We start from the raw sequence: 18663 nt of genomic DNA, 5'->3' as shown, positions 1-18663 counted from the left end.
GGCAACCTATAGAAATGATATTTCGCAACCCGCGCCCGCATCGCTGTGCTTCGCTCACCCAAGCACGGGCGCCGCTGAATACCAGACGGGCGAAGCTTCAAGCACCCTTGATCAACAACTCGATCTGTTTCAGACGCGCCCACATCAATGCCTGATCGCCACGGGTTTCGACGTTCAGGCGCAACAGCGGCTCGGTGTTGGAGCCGCGCAGGTTGAAGCGCCAGTCGGCAAACGACACGCTGATGCCGTCAGTCCTGTCGAGCGCGGGATTGAGCGGCAGGAAATGCTCCAGGACTTTGTGCAGCATCGCCGGCACATCTTCAACGCGATAGTTGATCTCGCCGGTGCATGGATAAGCGTCAATACGCTCGTCGACCAGTTGCGCCAGGCTCTTGCCAGTGCTGGACATCAGGGCCGTGACCAACAACCACGGGATCATCCCGCTGTCACAATAGGCGAAATCACGGAAATAGTGGTGGGCGCTCATTTCGCCGCCATAAATGGCGTCCTCGATACGCATGCGCTCTTTGATAAATGCATGCCCCGTCTTGCACAACACCGGCACGCCGCCCGCTTGCTCGACCTGCTCGATGGTGTTCCAGGTCAGTCGCGGGTCATGAATGATCTTGCTGCCCGGGTGTTGCTTGAGCAACATTTCCGCCAACAGCCCGACCAGGTAATAACCTTCGATAAACCGGCCGGTTTCGTCGAAAAAGAAACACCGGTCAAAATCCCCATCCCACGCCAGCCCGACATCGCAGCCATTTTCAAGCAATGCCTGGCGCGTCAGCTCGCGATTTTCCGGCAACAGAGGGTTGGGCACGCCATTGGGGAAGTGACCGTCCGGCTCGGCATTGATCAGCGTCCATTCGAATGGCAACTTGCCCATCAACTCCTGCAGGACCGGCCCGGCAGCACCGTTGCCAGGGTCTGCAAGGATCTTCAGCGGCTTGAGGTTCGCCACGTTGATGTAAGTCAGCAAGTGGTCGATGTAACGGCTTTTATCGAACGCCTCACGCACATTACCTACGGCTTCCGCCAACGCGCCAAGGTCACCACTCTCTACCCGATCACGGATGGCGTTCAGCCCGGTGTCACCGCTGATGGGACGTGATTGCGACTTGACGAGTTTCATCCCGTTATAGCCTTTGGGATTGTGACTCGCCGTGATCATTACGCCACCATCGGCATTGAAGGCACTGGTGGCGAAATAGACTTCTTCAGTTCCGCACAGGCCGATGTCGATGACATCGGCACCTGCCTCTCTCAGTCCACGGGCCATCGCCTCGGCCAGCATCGGACTTTCCAGTCGCATATCGCGCCCCAGCACGATGCTTTTGGCTTGCAACTCAACGACCATGGCCCGGCCGATCCGGTAAGCGACATCCTCATTCAGATCGACCGGTACTTCACCACGGATGTCATAAGCCTTAAAGCAGCGGGTCTTGATAGGGGTATGCATTTCGATCTCTTGCCTGGGAATCCGAGACAGCCGCCGGAAAATGCCGCAGCTGTGAATCATCGATAGGGAGTGAAGTCGCGCAATGTCACATGCAAATAAGCCCGACCGGTAAAAAATCGCCGGTCAGGCCTATGGCTGCCACCGCGCTGTTATTTGTCGACGCGGCCGTAATTGTCTTCAAAGCGGACGATATCGTCTTCACCCAGATAATCGCCGCTTTGCACCTCGATCAGCACCAGGTCAATGACGCCCGGGTTCATCAGGCGATGCTGGTGACCGGCACGGATGAACGTCGACTCGTTGGTGTTGAGCATCAGTTCCTGCTGGTCGTTGACCACGACCGCCATCCCGCTGACGACGATCCAGTGTTCACTGCGGTGATGATGCATCTGCAGCGACAGCGACGCTTTGGGCTTTACTACAATTCGCTTGATCTTGAAGCGTTCGCCATTTTCCAGGGTGGTATAGGTACCCCATGGACGGTGGACCGTACGGTGCAGCAAATGCACGGTGTGGCTGCACGCCTTGAGCTGATTGACGATGTGTTTCACGTCTTGAGCGTGATCTTTATGAGCAATCATCACCGCATCAGGCGTGTCGATGACCAACAGGTCTTCCACACCGACCAGCGCAGTCAGACGCCCCTCGCTGTTCACATAATTATTGCGCGAGCCATGGGACAACACTTCGCCTTCAAAGCGGTTGCCGTTTTCATCCGGCGCAGTCAGTTCGCTCACCGCGTTCCATGAACCGATGTCACTCCAGCCAATGTCGCACGGTATGGTCGCGACTTTCTGGGAACGCTCCATCAATGCATAGTCGATGGAGATATCCGGCACCTGCGCAAAGCTTTCGCTGTCCAGCGCCAGGCAACGATATTTGTTGGAGGACGATAGGCGAGACACCTCGATGGTCTTTGCAACCGCCTCGACAACGTCGGGGGCGTGCAGCCGAAGCTCTTCCAGAACGGTGCCTACACGGAAACAGAACATGCCCGAGTTCCAGAAATAGTTGCCAGCACTGACGTAGTTCTGTGCAGTCTCCAGATCAGGTTTCTCGACAAACCGGGCGACCTTCAACCCGCCCTTGAGCGGTGCCTCTTTCTGCGCTTCGATATAACCGAAACCGGTTTCCGGATAGGTCGGCTGAATGCCAAACGTAACCAGCCAGCCTTCACTGGCCAGCGCCACAGCATCGGACACCGCCGCGGCAAAGGCTTTTTCGTCCTGGATCAAATGATCGGCGGCGAGCACCAGCATATGTGCATCGGGACCATGGGTGGCTTCCAGTTGCAAGGCCGCTGCGGCCACTGCCGCCGCCGTGTTTCGCCCAAAGGGCTCGAGAATGAAGCCTTGCGCGTGCCTGGCCGTGTTGACGACGCCGTATTCATCTTCAGTTTTGAACAGCAACTCGCGATTGGTCACGGTGAGGACTTCCACCACACCGTCCAGCCGTGAGGCGCGCAAGAACGTCTTCTGGATCAGATTCTGACCATCCGGCAACTCCATGAAGGGTTTTGGATGGGCTTCACGGGATACAGGCCACAACCGGCTGCCCACTCCGCCAGACAAAATTACGGGAATCAGTTCCATGCTCAAAGTCCTTAACCCTCTCTCCTGCAAATGATATCCAGGAAAGCAGTCTCAATAATGATTGCAGTCGAACTGCACCGAACCCAGTGCAGAATCCTTGCCCCGCCTCTCGGCCTCAAGACGACAGGGCTGATGACACATACGCCCTCGCGAGCGCCGAATACGTTGCGTGATTGTCTGCCATTCTACAGCGCCAGCCCCCTTGATGATTCGACAGAATGCAACGAACGGTGGTCGGCAAGCAGCGCCCGTCAACGCGCGGGTTGATCCAGCAACTTTTGCAGATACTGCCCGTATCCGGTTTTCTTCAGGCGCTGCGCCTGAGCTTCGACCTGCTCATCGGTAATCCAGCCGTTGTGGTAGGCGATTTCCTCCAGGCACGCTACTTTGAGCCCCTGACGATGCTCGATGGTGTGGACGAAATGCCCGGCTTCCAGCAGCGAGTCATGTGTACCGGTATCCAGCCAGGCAAAGCCGCGCCCCAACATTTCGACGTTCAGGGTTTTCTGTTCCAGATACGCACGATTGATGTCGGTAATTTCCAGCTCGCCTCGTTCCGACGGCTTGATGTTCTTGGCGATTTCGACGACCTGGTTATCGTAGAAGTACAACCCGGTCACGGCGTAGTTGGATTTCGGCTTCAGTGGCTTTTCTTCGATGCTCAGCGCGCAGCCATTGGCATCGAATTCCACCACCCCGAAACGCTCCGGGTCGGACACGTGATAGCCGAACACTGTCGCGCCTGAGGCCTGAGCGTTGGCAGAGCGAAGGTTTTCGGTGAAGTACTGACCGTAAAAGATATTGTCGCCGAGAATCAGGCAGCAAGGGTCGCTACCGATAAACGATTCGCCGATGATGAACGCCTGCGCAAGGCCGTCCGGGCTCGGCTGTTCGGCATAACTCAACTCGATGCCATACAGACTGCCGTCGCCCAGCAACTTGCGGAAATTGGGCAAGTCTTCAGGGGTCGAAATGATCAGGATTTCTCGTATGCCCGCGAGCATGAGCACAGACAACGGATAGAAAATCATCGGTTTGTCGTAGATAGGCAACAGCTGCTTGGACACCCCCAGCGTGACCGGATGCAAACGTGTCCCGGAGCCACCAGCGAGAATGATGCCTTTACGATTGGTCTTGATCATTTATTCAGAATTTCCCTGAGCATTCGGGTTACACCACTTTGCCAATCCGGCAAGTGTAGAGAAAAAGTAGCGCGCAGCTTTTGAGTATCCAGACGCGAGTTCAGCGGTCGATGTGCGGGCGTCGGATAGGCAGCGCTTTCGACTGGCTCGATAGCCTTCACGGCGAGTAATTCACCATTGGCTTGAGCGAAGGCGATCACTTGGTTTGCGTAGCCATGCCAGGACACTTCACCAGCGGCTGCCAAGTGGTACAACCCCGCCAGTTCGGGCCGTTGCAGGGCCTGGCGAAGCGCCTGAGCCGTTACGTCGGCAATCAGATCTGCACCGGTAGGCGCACCAATCTGATCCGCGACCACGCTCAACGTTTCGCGATCCTTGGCCAACCGCAGCATCGTCTTCGCGAAGTTGTTACCGCGAGCACCATAAACCCAACTGGTACGGAAGATCAGGTGCTTGCAACCCGATGCAGTGATTGCCTGCTCGCCGGCGAGTTTGCTGAATCCATAATGGTTCACCGGCGCAACGGCATCCGTTTCCCGCCACGCGGCAGTGCCCTGGCCATTGAAAACGTAATCGGTTGAATAATGAACCAGCCAGGCATCCGAGGCGACGGCTTCTTCAGCCATAACACCCGCTGCAATGCCGTTTACACGGTCAGCCAAGTCGGTTTCCGATTCGGCTTTATCAACCGCAGTGTAAGCAGCAGCGTTAACGATAACGTCGGGCTGCACCTGCCGAATCGTCGTGCGAAGAGCCTCGGGATTCGACAGATCGCCATTCAATCCACCGGCCTGATGGCGATCAAGCGCAATCAACTCCCCAAGCGGAGCCAGAGAGCGTTGCAGCTCCCAGCCCACCTGACCGTTCTTGCCCAGCAGCAGGATTTTCATGCGTTGTTCGAGCGATCCGTGTAGTTCTGATCGATCCACTGCTGATAGCTGCCGCTCTTCACGTGCTCAACCCAATCAGCGTTGCTCAAGTACCACTCGACAGTCTTGCGAATTCCGGTCTCGAAGGTCTCTTCAGGCGCCCAACCCAATTCCCGCTGGATCTTGCTGGCATCGATGGCATAGCGCTGATCATGCCCAGGTCGGTCCTGCACATAGGTAATCAGGCTGGCATGGGGACGATGGGCCGAATCAGGCCGCAATTCATCGAGCAACGAACACAGGGTATGCACCACTTCGATGTTCTGTTTTTCGTTGTGTCCGCCAATGTTGTAGGTCTCACCGATGACGCCTTCGGTGACGACTTTGTACAACGCACGAGCATGATCTTCGACATACAACCAATCGCGAACCTGATCGCCTTTGCCGTACACCGGCAGCGGCTTGCCTTCAAGTGCGTTGAGAATGATCAGCGGGATCAGCTTCTCAGGGAAGTGACATGGGCCATAGTTGTTCGAACAGTTGGTAACCAGCGTAGGCAAGCCATAAGTGCGTGCCCAGGCCCGAACCAGATGATCAGAGCTGGCCTTGCTCGCCGAGTAGGGTGAGCTTGGCTGATAAGGCGTGGTTTCGGTGAAGAGGTCTTCCGGACCTTCGAGATCTCCGTAAACCTCGTCGGTCGAAATGTGATGGAAGCGGAAATTCGCTTTGCGTGCATCATCCAACGCAGCCCAGTAATGGCGCGCGGCTTCGAGCAGCGTGTAAGTACCGATGATATTGGTCTGGATGAAGTCGGAAGGTCCCGATATAGAGCGATCAACGTGGGATTCTGCGGCCAGATGCATGATTGCATCCGGTTGATGTTCACGCAGAACGCGGTCGATCTGGTCACGATCACAGATATCGACCCGCTCGAACGCATAACGGGAATTCTGACTGACTTCCGCCAATGACTCCAGATTGCCGGCGTACGTGAGTTTATCGACGTTAACGACTGCATCGGAAGTCTTGGAGATGATATGACGGATGACTGCCGAGCCAATGAAGCCGGCACCGCCGGTAACTAGAATTTTCACGCGAAGCGATACCCTTGAGCTGCGGACAGCGCTGCCAGCGAGCGCGGTCTAATCCATGAATGCAGAAGCCACTATCAGTCGGCATCCGTCAGAGTCAGTCTGAATCGACATGCAGAAGGCACGATCGAACAAGGGACGCATTTTACAGCTTAATGATGGTTTTACTAATGGATAAAGGCACGCCGAGACGCAATTTCGACAGATGCCGTGCGCCTGCCGCTTTCAGACCATTGGCTTGCGCGCGGCTCTGGATGAACGCCCCAGAAACCAGCCCAATACCGGGCCAATCAGCATGCCAATCAGCAGCGCCAACACTGCAACCACCGAGACTGGCAACTGCGGGCCGGAAAAACCCAGAAACAAAAGCGCAACCGATTGTTGGTTCTCCAGCACAAATGCCAGAACAATCAGAACCATCAGCAGAAGAAAAACGCCAAGCAGTATGCGTTTCAGGTTACGCATTCACGCCCCCTTGAATTTGAATAGCGAAGATCAAGCGCCCTCCTCCTCTTCCTCATTTACCCGATCACGCAATTCTTTACCCGGCTTGAAATGCGGAACGAATTTACCGTCCAGACTGACGGACTGGCCGGTCTTGGGATTGCGACCTACACGAGGCGCGCGATAGTGCAGGGAGAAGCTGCCGAAACCACGGATCTCAATACGATCACCGGTGGCGAGGCACTGAGACATTTGTTCAAGCATGGTCTTGATGGCCAGCTCCACATCCTTGGATGAGAGTAGCCCTTGATGGGTGACAATTCGTTCGATCAACTCCGACTTCGTCATATTTTTCCCTTCTTTTTCAAGCAGCTAGATCAGCGCTTGAAAGGTTTTAGCATGCCCGGAAGATTTTGAACAGCCCAGGGATTGACATATCTTTCCCGGGGTCAAAATGCCCATTTTCAGGGCATCCCATTGGCGAGTCGGATCGCTGCGCACCTAACGACACATCACCAGCATGGTCCGGGTTACGAAGCCTGCCGGATTGAAGCCGAACGGATATTGGTCGTCATCTTCGGCATCATCAGACCGGGTTATGACCTTGTAGCCCTTGCCCTTGCACTCCTTCGCTGCGCGCTTCTGGCACTTTTCCCAACCGGAGCCCAGCCCCGAGCAGTCGACCTCGATACCACTGACGCCGCGCACCGCATGGGTTTTCGCGCTGGTGGTGCACCCTGCCAGCGCCAGGACCATTGCAGCAACAAGTAACTTGTTCATCCACTTCCTTATGCCAGGCAAGCCTGACGACTAACGCTCAAGACCAAGCTTAGTCGCGAATAGGCGATTGATCCGATTAAAGAAACAGACCCGCAGGCGTCGGCATTGGTTTCATGCACGGACGTACAAAGACCAAATCGCAGACACAAAAAAGGGCGACCGAAGTCGCCCTTTTTAATGATCAAGCAGAACTCAGTTCTGTTTGGCCATTGCTTGACGCAGCAGTGCCGCCATAGTGGTATCAGCTGCTTCGCCTTCCGGAGCTGCTTTCAGGCTCTGGATGGCTTCTTTCTCTTCAGCATCGTCTTTCGACTTGATCGAGAGCTGGATTACGCGGCTCTTGCGATCAACACTGATGATCTTGGCTTCAACTTCCTGGCCTTCTTTCAGAACGTTGCGCGCGTCTTCAACGCGGTCACGGCTGATTTCGGAGGCTTTCAGGGTAGCTTCGATGTCGTCGGCCAGAACGATGATGGCGCCTTTGGCGTCAACTTCTTTCACGGTACCGGTCACGATAGCGCCCTTGTCGTTAACCGAGACGTACTCGGAGAACGGATCGCTTTCCAGCTGCTTGATGCCCAGGGAGATGCGCTCGCGCTCTGGGTCAACCGACAGGATGACAGTGTCCAGCTCGTCGCCCTTCTTGAAACGACGTACGGCTTCTTCGCCCACTTCGTTCCAGGAGATGTCGGACAGGTGAACCAGACCGTCGATGCCGCCGTCCAGACCAATGAAGATACCGAAATCGGTGATCGACTTGATGGTGCCGGAGATCTTGTCGCCCTTGTTGAACTGGCCAGAGAAGTCTTCCCATGGGTTCGACTTGCACTGCTTGATGCCCAGGGAGATACGACGACGCTCTTCGTCGATGTCCAGAACCATGACTTCCACTTCGTCGCCGACTTGTACGACTTTCGAAGGGTGGATGTTCTTGTTGGTCCAGTCCATTTCCGAAACGTGTACCAGACCTTCAACGCCTTCTTCCAGCTCAGCGAAGCAGCCGTAGTCGGTCAGGTTGGTTACACGAGCGGTAACGCGAGTGCCTTCTGGGTAACGGGCTTTGATAGCAACCCATGGATCTTCGCCCAGTTGCTTCAGGCCCAGGGAAACACGGTTGCGTTCGCGATCGTATTTCAGAACCTTGACGTCGATTTCGTCACCAACGTTGACGATCTCGGAAGGATGCTTGATGCGCTTCCAGGCCATGTCGGTGATGTGCAGCAGGCCGTCCACGCCACCCAGATCGACGAATGCGCCGTAATCGGTGAGGTTTTTGACGATACCTTTGACTTGCTGGCCTTCCTGCAGGGATTCCAGCAGAGCTTCACGCTCGGCGGAGTTCTCGGCTTCGAGGACGCTGCGACGGGAAACGACAACGTTGTTGCGCTTCTGGTCCAGCTTGATGACCTTGAATTCCAGCTCTTTGCCTTCCAGGTGCGTGGTGTCGCGCACTGGACGGACGTCAACCAGGGAACCTGGCAGGAACGCACGGATGCCGTTAACGTCGACAGTGAAGCCGCCTTTAACCTTACCGTTGATAACGCCCTTGACCACTTCCTCGGCTGCGAAGGCTGCTTCCAGAACGATCCAGCATTCAGCGCGCTTGGCTTTTTCACGGGACAGCTTGGTCTCGCCAAAGCCGTCTTCAACCGAATCCAGAGCAACGTGAACTTCATCACCAACGTTGATGTTCAGTTCGCCAGCATCGTTGTAGAACTGCTCAAGCGGGATGAGTGCTTCAGACTTCAGACCAGCGTGAACGGTTACCCAGCGAGCCTGGTAATCGATATCAACGATAACACCGGTGATGATGGAGCCTGCCTGAAGGTTCAGGGTTTTCAGGCTTTCTTCAAAGAGTTCCGCAAAGCTTTCGCTCATTTTAATTCCTGTAGATGAGGGCGAAGTAAACGCCCATCTCCACACCCCAGACGGTGTGGGTTAGTTTCATTTAAAAGAAGCACCGCAGGACTATGACTGGTCCCCTGCGACCTTCTTGGTCACCCGGCGATATCGCGAATGGCGATCTCGCTCATGATGCGTTCAAGCACCTGATCGATGGAAAGCTCCGTTGAATCCAGCTGAATCGCGTCGGCCGCCGGCTTGAGCGGGGCTACTGCGCGCTGGGTGTCACGCTCATCGCGTGCACGGATCTCATCTAGCAGACTCGACAGACTAACACCCTCGACTTTGCCCTTCAACTGCAAATATCGACGGCGCGCCCGCTCCTCGGCACTGGCGGTGAGGAAAATCTTCAGCGGTGCATCCGGAAACACCACCGTACCCATGTCGCGACCGTCGGCCACCAGGCCCGGCGCTTCCTGGAAAGCACGCTGGCGCTGCAGCAGCGCCTCGCGCACGGCGGGCAGCGCAGCCACTTGCGAGGCGCCGGAACCGACGCTTTCGGTACGGATGACATCGCTGACTTCGTCGCCTTCCAGAATGATCCGCTGCAGCTGACCTTCGGTCGCGGCGATGAACTGCACATCCAGATGAGCGGCCAATGTCTTCAGCAGCTCTTCATTGGTCAGGTCGACGCCATGGTTGTGCGCAGCGAACGCGAGCAAGCGATAAAGCGCACCGGAATCCAGCAGGTTCCAGCCCAGACGCTTGGCCAGAATCCCGGCGACCGTGCCTTTGCCGGAGCCGCTTGGCCCATCGATGGTGATGACCGGTGCAATGTTTTTCACGACTGAGCCTCTTGTGCCACACGAATGCCGACTTGCCCGCACAGCGCGAGGAAATTGGGGAACGAGGTCGCGACGTTGGCGCAATCGTGGATGCGGATCGGTGCGGTAGCGCGCAACGAAGCGACGCTGAAGGCCATGGCAATACGGTGGTCGCCGTGACCGTGCACTTCACCGCCGCCGATCTGGCCGCCGTCGATGATGATACCGTCCGGGGTCGGCTCGCACTTGACGCCCAGCGCCAGCAAGCCGTCCGCCATGACCTGAATCCGGTCGGACTCCTTGACCCGCAGCTCTTCGGCGCCGGTCAGCACGGTACGCCCTTCGGCGCATGCAGCAGCAACGAACAGTACCGGGAATTCGTCGATCGCCAGTGGGACCAGTTCTTCCGGAATCTCGATACCCTTGAGTCTAGCTGCCCGCACGCGCAAGTCAGCCACTGGCTCGCCACCGACTTCGCGCTGGTTTTCCAGCGTGATATCGGCGCCCATCAGCCGCAGGATATCGATCACGCCAGTACGGGTCGGGTTGATACCGACGTGCTCGAGCACCAGTTCGGAACCCTCGGCGATCGAGGCCGCAACGAGGAAGAACGCCGATGACGAGATATCGCCCGGCACTTCGATGTGAGTTGCAGTGAGCTTGCCGCCGGATTCGACCGAAGCCGTGGCACCGTCGACGCTGACCGGGTAGCCGAAGCCACGCAGCATGCGCTCGGTGTGGTCGCGCGTCGGTGCCGGCTCGGTGACGGTGGTCTTGCCTTCGGCATACAGACCGGCAAGCAGCAGGCAGGATTTCACCTGCGCGCTGGCCATCGGCATGGTGTAAGTCAGGCCCTTGAGCTTGTGCCCGCCACGAATGGTCATTGGTGGACGACCTTCAGCAGCAGTTTCGATCACGGCGCCCATTTCCCGCAGCGGATTGGCCACACGATTCATCGGGCGCTTGGACAGCGAAGCGTCGCCGGTCAGGGTGCTGTCGAAGTTCTGCGCCGCCAGCAGGCCGGAGAGCAGACGCATCGAGGTGCCGGAGTTGCCCAGATAGATCGGGCCCGGCGCCGGTTTCAGGCCGTGCAGGCCGACACCATGGATAGTCACGCGGCCGTGGTGCGGGCCTTCGATGACCACACCCATGTCGCGAAACGCCTGCAAGGTCGCCAGGGCGTCTTCGCCCTCAAGGAAGCCTTCGACTTCGGTGACGCCTTCGGCCAGCGAGCCGAGCATGATCGAACGGTGGGAAATCGATTTGTCACCCGGTACGCGAATCCGACCGGACAGGCGGCCACCAGGTTGAACCAGGAAGATCAGATCGTTGGAATTCATAGCGTCCACATAGGCCCTGCGGGCCAGGATTTTACTGAAATGCTCGCGGGCAACCCGGGCGCGCGTGAAAACGCCCAACAATTGGTGCCCATCCCCTGCATCGACCGCGTCGCGCAAGGCGTCGAGGTCGCTGCGAAATGTATCGAGTGTGCGCAGGACAGCCTCGCGGTTGGCGAGGAAGATGTCGTGCCACATCACCGGGTCGCTTCCGGCGATTCTTGTGAAATCGCGAAAACCACCGGCAGCGTAACGGAAGATCTCCAGATTTTCATTGCGCTTGGCCAATGAATCGACCAGACCGAAGGCCAGCAGGTGCGGTAGATGGCTGGTCGCGGCCAGCACTTCGTCGTGACGCTCGACCTGCATGTGCTCGACATCGGCACCCAGTTCGCGCCACAGGCGATCGACCACCGCCAGCGCGGCAGGATCGGTCTGCTCGAGCGGCGTCAGGATCACCTTGTGCCGGCGGAACAGCTCGGCATTCGAGGCCTCCACCCCGCTCTGCTCGGAACCGGCAATCGGGTGCCCCGGGACGAAACGCGCCGGCATGCCGCCGAACGCTTCGGTCGCCGCGCGCACCACGTTGCCTTTGGCGCTGCCGACATCCGTAAGAATCGCTTGCCCCAGATCCATGACAGCCAGACGCGCGAGCAGCTTTTCCATGGCCAGAATCGGCACCGCCAGCTGAATCACATCGGCACCGACGCAAGCCGCCGCCAAATCATCTTCGCAGCGATCGACCACACCCAATTCGACCGCGAGCTTGCGCGATTGCGGATCCAGATCGACGCCGACCACTTCACGGCACAGGCCTCTTTCACGCAAGCCTTTGGCAAACGAACCACCGATCAACCCCAGACCGACCACCACAAGGCGACCGATCATAGGTGCAGCAGGTTGCAGCGCAGTGACATCAACCACGAGCCAGAACCTTGCGCAGCGCCTCAAGGAAACGGCTGTTTTCCGCTGGCAGACCGATGGTCACCCGCAGGTGGTTCGGCATGCCGTAATTGGCCACCGGACGCACGATCACGCCTTCGCGCAGCAAGCCCTGGAAAACCGGAGCCGCGACCTGGCCGAGATCGACGCAGATGAAGTTGCCTTTGGACTCGATCCAGCCCAGCCCCAACTCACGGAAACCCGCCTGCAACTGCTGCATGCCGGTTTCGTTGAGCTGGCGGCTTTGCGCCAGATATTCCTCGTCCTTCAACGCCGCACACGCCGCCGCCAATGCGAGGCTGTTGACGTTGAATGGCTGACGAACGCGGTTCAGCACGTCCGCCACCACAGGCGTCGACAAGCCATAACCGACGCGCAGCGCGGCCAGGCCATAGGCCTTGGAGAAGGTGCGCGACACCAGCAGGTTCGGGTATGCGGCGAGGAAATCGAGACCGTCCGGCAAATCGCTGCCTTCGGCGTACTCGATGTAAGCCTCGTCGAGGACTACCAGCACATGCTCGGGAACGTCCTGCAGGAATTCGTCCAGCGCTTCGGCGCCGAACCAGGTGCCGGTCGGGTTGTTCGGGTTGGCGATAAACACCACGCGGGTGTTGGCATCGATGGCCGCAAGCATCGCCGGCAGGTCATGGCCCCAATCCTTGGCCGGAACGACTTTGGCTTGTGCGCCGACCGCTTGAGTCGCGATCGGATAGACGGCGAAAGCGTGCTCGCTGAACACCGCATTCAGGCCTGGGGCCAGATAGGCACGGGCTACCAGCTCAAGAATGTCGTTGGAGCCATTGCCCAGGGTGACCTGATTCAGCTCGACGCGACACTGCTCGGCCAGCAGTGATTTCAGGGCGAAACCATTGCCGTCCGGGTAGCGGGTCAGCTCGGCCAGCTCTTCGCGAATTGCCGCCAGCGCCTTTGGGCTGGCGCCCAATGGGTTTTCGTTACTCGCCAGTTTGACGATTTTTGCCGGATCCAGATCCAGCTCGCGCGCCAGTTCGTCCACAGGCTTGCCCGGAACGTACGGCGAAAGTTGTTGCACGCCCGGCTGTGCCAGAGCGAGGAAGTTGCCACTCATTTGCTACCGCCCCTTAGAGAACTGCTTTCGGGTAGGAACCCAGCACTTTGAGTGCTACTGCTTCCTGACTGATCTTTTCCAGCACACCTTTGATTAACGGATCACGGTGGTGGCCGATGAAGTCGATGAAGAACACGTAAGTCCATTTGCCGCTGCGCGACGGACGGGTTTCGATGCGGGTCAGGTCGATGCCATTGTCATGGAACGGCACCAGCAGCTCATGAAGCGCGCCGGGCTTGTTGCTCATCGACACGATGATCGAGGTCTTGTCGTCACCGGTTGGCGGCACTTCCTGGTTACCGATCATCAGGAAGCGCGTCGAGTTGTCCGGGCGATCTTCGATTTTCTCGGCAAGACGCGTCAGGCCGTACAGCCCCGCCGCCATATCGCCAGCGATCGCTGCCGAATTCCACTCACCCTTGACCCGCTTGGCCGCTTCGGCATTGCTCGACACCGCGACGCGCTCGACATTCGGGTAATGCGCGTCCAGCCACTTGCGGCACTGGGCCAGCGACTGCGCGTGGGAATAGATGCGGCTGATGCTGTCGGTCTTGGTGTTTTCGCCGACCAGCAGATGGTGGTGGATGCGCAGCTCGACTTCGCCACAGATCACCATGTCGTGTTCGAGGAAGCTGTCCAGCGTGTGGTTGACCGCGCCTTCGGTGGAGTTTTCCACCGGCACCACGCCGAAGTTCACCGCACCGGCGGCGACTTCACGGAACACTTCGTCGATCGCCGCCATCGGCTTGCTGATCACCGCGTGGCCGAAGTGCTTCATCGCCGCCGCTTGGGTGAAGGTGCCTTCAGGGCCGAGATAGGCCACTTTCAGCGGCTGCTCCAGCGCCAGGCACGACGACATGATTTCGCGAAACAGCCGCGCCATTTCTTCGTTGCCCAGCGGCCCCTGATTGCGCTCCATCACGCGTTTGAGCACCTGAGCTTCGCGCTCGGGACGATAGAACACCGGCACTTCGCCTTCGGCCAGCGAGGCCATCTTCACGCGGGCGACTTCCTGGGCGCAACGCGCACGCTCACTGATCAGCTCGAGGACCTTGGTGTCCAGAGCGTCGATGCGAACGCGCAGTGCCTTGAGTTCTTGCTCGGACATCAGCCGTGTTCCTTCTCGAATTCCGCCATGTACGCCACCAGCGCGTTGACCGCAGTGATGTCGACGGCGTTGTAGATGGAGGCGCGCATGCCGCCCACCGAACGGTGACCCTTGAGGTTGAGCAGGCCGCGCTCGTCGGCACCGGCGAGGAACGGCTTGTCCAGACGATCGTCAGCCAGACGGAACGGCACGTTCATCCACGAGCGATCCGACTTGTTGATCGGGTTGCTGTAGAGGCCGCTGGCGTCGATGAAGTCGTACAGGGTGCGCTGCTTGACGTCGTTGAGCCTGGCGATCGCTTCGACGCCACCCTGCTCTTTCAGCCATTGGAACACCAGACCGGACAAGTACCAGGCCAGCGTCGGCGGGGTGTTGTACATCGAACCGTTATCAGCTGCGACCTTGTAATTGAGCATGGTCGGGCACAGCGAGCGGGCCTTGCCGAGCAGGTCTTCGCGGATGATGTTGACGACGATGCCGCTCGGGCCGATGTTCTTCTGCGCGCCGGCGTAGATCATGCCGAAACCCGAAACGTCGACCGGGCGCGAGAGGATGTCCGAAGACATGTCGGCGACCAGCGGCACGTCACCGGTTTGCGGGATCCACTGGAATTCCAGACCGCCGATGGTTTCGTTCGGCGCGTAGTGAACGTACGCGGCGTCTTTCGACAGGTTCCACTCGTTCTGGCCTGGGATGGCGAAATAGTCGTAAGGCTTGGCAGTGGCAGCAACGTTGACGTGGCCATAGCGCGAGGCTTCTTCGATGGCTTTCTGCGACCAGATACCGGTGTCGATGTAGTCGGCCGAGCCGCCTTCAGGCAACAGGTTCAGCGGGATCTGCGCGAACTGCTGGCTGGCGCCGCCCTGCAAAAACAGCACTTTGTAGTTCGACGGGATATTCAGCAGGTCACGCAGATCCTGCTCGGCCTGGGTGGCGATAGACACGAACTCATCGCTGCGATGGCTCATTTCCATGACCGACAGACCCTTGCCGTGCCAATCAAGGAGTTCACCCTGGGCGCGCTGCAGGACAGCTTCAGGCAGCGCCGCCGGACCGGCGCAGAAGTTATAGGCTCGCTTGCTCACATCCAATCTCGCTCTGATTTGGTGGTCACTTGAATCTTCTGGTTTGCGGCTGATCGTTCCCACGCTCCGCGTGGGAATGCATCCAATGACGCTCTGCGTCATGGGACGCGGAGCGTCCCCAGCGGCATTCCCACGCAGAGCGTGGGAACGATCATCCGCAGTGTTGCAAATTTTCATACCGGACAAATAACAAGGGGGCGAATTCTCATCCGCCCCCTCGTTTGTCCGCTTATTCCTGCGGTTCTTCGTCTGCTGCGGCGTCGAGTTGCTGGTCTTCACCCGCTTCGTCGATGCCGACGCCGCCTGCGATTTCCTCGCCCTCTTCACCTTCGAGCTCTTCGCCTTCGATTTCCGAAGGCTCCTGAACCCGCTCCAGCCCGACCAGGGTTTCATCCTTGGCCAGCTTGATCAGCGTCACACCTTGGGTGTTACGACCCAGGCTCGACACTTCGTCGACACGGGTACGCACCAGGGTGCCCTGATCGGAAATCAGCATGATTTCTTCGCCGTCGAGCACCTGCACTGCGCCGACCAGACGGCCGTTACGCTCGTTGCTGACCATGGCAATCACGCCCTGACCGCCACGCTTGTACTCAGGGAACTCGGTGATCGCGGTGCGCTTGCCATAACCACGCTCGGAAGCGGTGAGGATCTGGCTGCCTTCTTCCGGGATAAGCATGGAAATCAGCTTCTGCCCTTCCGGCAGACGCATGCCGCGCACGCCGCGAGCGGTACGGCCCATGGCACGCACGTCGGACTCTTTGAAGCGGGTGACCTTGCCGCCGTCGGAGAACAACATTACTTCGCGCTCACCATCAGTGATGGCCGCAGAGATCAGCACGTCGCCTTCGTCCAGCTCCAGCGCGATCAGACCGACGCTGCGCTGACGGCTGAAGGATTCCAGCGGGGTCTTCTTCACGGTGCCGTTGGCGGTGGCCATGAAGATGTAGTGACCTTCGGTGTATTCCTCGACCGGCAGCATGGTGGTGATGTATTCACCGTCATCCAGCGGCAGCAGATTGACCAGCGGACGACCACGGGCCGCGCGGGAGGCTTCCGGAATCTCGTAGGTCTTGAGCCAGTACACCTTGCCCTTGCTGGAGAACAGCAGCAGCGTGGTGTGGCTGTTGGCAACCAACAGGTGAGCGATGTAGTCCTCGTCCTTGACGCCGGTAGCCGATTTGCCTTTGCCGCCACGACGCTGAGCCTGGTACGCAGCCAGCGGTTGGGTCTTGGCGTAGCCACCGTGGGAAATGGTCACGACGCGCTCTTCTTCCGGGATCATGTCGCCCAGGGTCAGATCGAGACGGGCATCGAGAATTTCGGTGCGGCGCACATCGCCGTATTCGGCGCGGATCACTTCCAGCTCTTCGCGGATCACTTCCATCAGGCGCACAGCGCTGTTGAGGATGCGGATCAGCTCGCCGATCTGGTTGAGGATCTCTTGATACTCGGCCAGCAGCTTCTCGTGCTCCAGACCGGTCAGACGGTGCAGGCGCAGCTCGAGAATGGCTTGGGCCTGTTCTGGCGAGAGGAAGTACTTGCCTTCGCGCAGGCCGTATTGCGGATCAAGGTTTTCCGGACGGCACGAATCAGCACCGGCACGTTCAACCATCGCCACCACGGCAGAGGATTCCCAAGGCGTGCTGATCAGCGCTTCCTTGGCTTCCGACGGCGTTGGCGAGGCCTTGATCAGGGCGATCACCGGGTCGATGTTCGACAGGGCAACGGCCTGACCTTCGAGAATATGCCCACGCTCGCGCGCCTTGCGCAGTTCGAACACGGTACGACGGGTAACCACTTCGCGACGGTGACGGACGAAGGCTTCCAGCAGATCCTTGAGGTTGAGGATGCGCGGGCGGCCGTCGATCAGCGCGACGATGTTGATACCGAACACCGATTGCAGCTGGGTCTGGGCGTAGAGGTTGTTGAGGATCACCTCAGGCACTTCGCCGCGACGCAGCTCGATCACGACGCGCATGCCGTCCTTGTCGGACTCATCGCGCAGCTCGGTGATGCCTTCGAGCTTCTTCTCTTTGACCAGCTCGGCGATCTTCTCGATCAGACGCGCCTTGTTCAGCTGGTAAGGCAGCTCGGTGATGACGATCTGCTGACGGCCACCGACCTTGTCGATGTCTTCGATGATCGAGCGGGCACGCATGTAAATGCGCCCGCGACCGGTGCGGTAGGCTTCGATGATGCCGGCGCGACCGTTGATGATCGCAGCCGTCGGGAAGTCCGGACCCGGAATGTATTGCATCAGCTCATCGACGGTCAGCTCGGGGTTGTCGATGAGGGCCAGGCAACCGTCGATGACTTCACCGAGGTTGTGCGGCGGAATGTTGGTCGCCATGCCCACGGCGATACCGCTGGAACCGTTGACCAAGAGGTTTGGTACGCGGGTCGGCATGACTGCCGGGATCAGTTCGGTGCCGTCGTAGTTCGGCACCCAGTCCACAGTTTCCTTGTGCAGGTCAGCCAGCAGCTCGTGCGCCAGCTTGGTCATGCGCACTTCGGTGTATCGCATGGCCGCGGCGTTGTCGCCGTCGACCGAACCGAAGTTGCCCTGGCCGTCGACCAGCAGGTAGCGCAGGGAGAAAGGCTGGGCCATACGAACGATGGTGTCGTACACGGCAGTGTCACCGTGCGGGTGATACTTACCGATCACGTCGCCGACGACACGGGCAGATTTCTTGTACGGCTTGTTGTAGTCGTTGCCCAGCTCGCTCATCGCGAACAGTACGCGACGGTGCACGGGCTTGAGGCCATCGCGCGCATCCGGCAGTGCACGGCCGACGATCACGCTCATTGCGTAGTCGAGGTAGGACTGTTTCAGCTCGTCTTCGATATTGACCGGGAGGATTTCTTTGGCCAGTTCGCCCATGAGAAGCCTGATTCCTTTTTCTGGTGAAACTTCGTCATATCCATGTGGGAGCAACGAAGCTCGTCGGGGCCGGCCGAGTGCCATGCGCCGACTTACGACAAATCAACATTTGGATCGCGGATTTGCGCAGTAAAGACAGCTCCGTGGAGCCGCCTCGGAAAACGCCGGATGTTA

At 58.6% G+C, this 18663-nt stretch carries 15 protein-coding genes; all 15 read right to left on the bottom strand.

Going from position 1 to position 18663, the window contains the following annotated elements; genetic code table 11:
• Positions 1–97 precede the first annotated feature (97 nt).
• Entirely contained in the window at positions 98–1462 is a 1365-nt protein-coding gene (locus tag ACMYUN_RS23015; RefSeq protein WP_415761856.1) for a phosphomannomutase, read from the bottom strand.
• A 149-nt stretch (positions 1463–1611) separates the two neighbouring features.
• Positions 1612–3054 (bottom strand): mannose-1-phosphate guanylyltransferase/mannose-6-phosphate isomerase, encoded by a 1443-nt coding sequence (locus tag ACMYUN_RS23010; RefSeq protein WP_310405673.1) that lies wholly within the window; start codon positions 3052–3054, stop codon positions 1612–1614.
• A 251-nt stretch (positions 3055–3305) separates the two neighbouring features.
• Entirely contained in the window at positions 3306–4196 is an 891-nt protein-coding gene (gene rfbA, locus ACMYUN_RS23005) for a glucose-1-phosphate thymidylyltransferase RfbA (RefSeq protein WP_039760028.1), read from the bottom strand.
• Positions 4193–5086 (bottom strand): dTDP-4-dehydrorhamnose reductase, encoded by an 894-nt coding sequence (rfbD, locus tag ACMYUN_RS23000; RefSeq protein ID WP_415761855.1) that lies wholly within the window; start codon positions 5084–5086, stop codon positions 4193–4195. Before rfbD ends, rfbA begins: the two co-directional genes overlap by 4 nt.
• The gene (rfbB, locus tag ACMYUN_RS22995; RefSeq protein ID WP_129997343.1) at positions 5083–6159 is read right to left on the bottom strand and encodes a dTDP-glucose 4,6-dehydratase; all 1077 of its coding nucleotides are present in this window, start codon (positions 6157–6159) and stop codon (positions 5083–5085) included. The genes rfbD and rfbB overlap by 4 nt, the downstream gene beginning before the upstream one ends.
• 222 nt (positions 6160–6381) lie before the next feature.
• A complete protein-coding gene (locus ACMYUN_RS22990) occupies positions 6382–6621 on the bottom strand; it encodes a lipopolysaccharide assembly protein LapA domain-containing protein (protein ID WP_039760034.1) in 240 nt (79 codons plus the stop codon).
• Positions 6622–6651: 30 nt separating this feature from the next.
• On the bottom strand, positions 6652–6948 hold the full coding sequence (gene ihfB / locus ACMYUN_RS22985) for an integration host factor subunit beta (protein ID WP_007950920.1): 297 nt from the start codon (positions 6946–6948) through the stop codon (positions 6652–6654).
• 153 nt (positions 6949–7101) lie between these two features.
• A complete protein-coding gene (locus ACMYUN_RS22980) occupies positions 7102–7380 on the bottom strand; it encodes a hypothetical protein (RefSeq protein ID WP_129997345.1) in 279 nt (92 codons plus the stop codon).
• Between the two features lie 192 nt (positions 7381–7572).
• The gene (rpsA, locus tag ACMYUN_RS22975) at positions 7573–9258 is read right to left on the bottom strand and encodes a 30S ribosomal protein S1 (RefSeq protein ID WP_016770920.1); all 1686 of its coding nucleotides are present in this window, start codon (positions 9256–9258) and stop codon (positions 7573–7575) included.
• 119 nt (positions 9259–9377) lie between these two features.
• The gene (gene cmk, locus ACMYUN_RS22970) at positions 9378–10067 is read right to left on the bottom strand and encodes a (d)CMP kinase (RefSeq protein ID WP_024013869.1); all 690 of its coding nucleotides are present in this window, start codon (positions 10065–10067) and stop codon (positions 9378–9380) included.
• Positions 10064–12271, bottom strand: coding sequence for a bifunctional prephenate dehydrogenase/3-phosphoshikimate 1-carboxyvinyltransferase (locus tag ACMYUN_RS22965; protein ID WP_415763997.1), 2208 nt, complete (start codon positions 12269–12271; stop codon positions 10064–10066). Before ACMYUN_RS22965 ends, cmk begins: the two co-directional genes overlap by 4 nt.
• Before the next feature lie 28 nt (positions 12272–12299).
• Complete coding sequence (gene hisC, locus ACMYUN_RS22960; protein ID WP_415761854.1) at positions 12300–13412, bottom strand: histidinol-phosphate transaminase; 1113 nt, start codon at positions 13410–13412, stop codon at positions 12300–12302.
• Positions 13413–13425: 13 nt separating this feature from the next.
• The gene (gene pheA, locus ACMYUN_RS22955) at positions 13426–14520 is read right to left on the bottom strand and encodes a prephenate dehydratase (RefSeq protein ID WP_415761853.1); all 1095 of its coding nucleotides are present in this window, start codon (positions 14518–14520) and stop codon (positions 13426–13428) included.
• Complete coding sequence (gene serC / locus ACMYUN_RS22950; protein ID WP_415761852.1) at positions 14520–15605, bottom strand: 3-phosphoserine/phosphohydroxythreonine transaminase; 1086 nt, start codon at positions 15603–15605, stop codon at positions 14520–14522. The genes pheA and serC overlap by 1 nt, the downstream gene beginning before the upstream one ends.
• Positions 15606–15834: 229 nt before the next feature.
• Positions 15835–18489 (bottom strand): DNA gyrase subunit A, encoded by a 2655-nt coding sequence (gene gyrA, locus ACMYUN_RS22945; protein ID WP_415761851.1) that lies wholly within the window; start codon positions 18487–18489, stop codon positions 15835–15837.
• Positions 18490–18663: the final 174 nt, after the last annotated feature.

The organism is Pseudomonas sp. CP4, from assembly GCF_047758505.1.
Lineage (GTDB): Bacteria > Pseudomonadota > Gammaproteobacteria > Pseudomonadales > Pseudomonadaceae > Aquipseudomonas > Aquipseudomonas fluorescens_AO.
The sequence above is the reverse complement of the archived record's forward strand: the minus strand, read 5'-3'. Positions and strand labels throughout refer to the sequence as shown.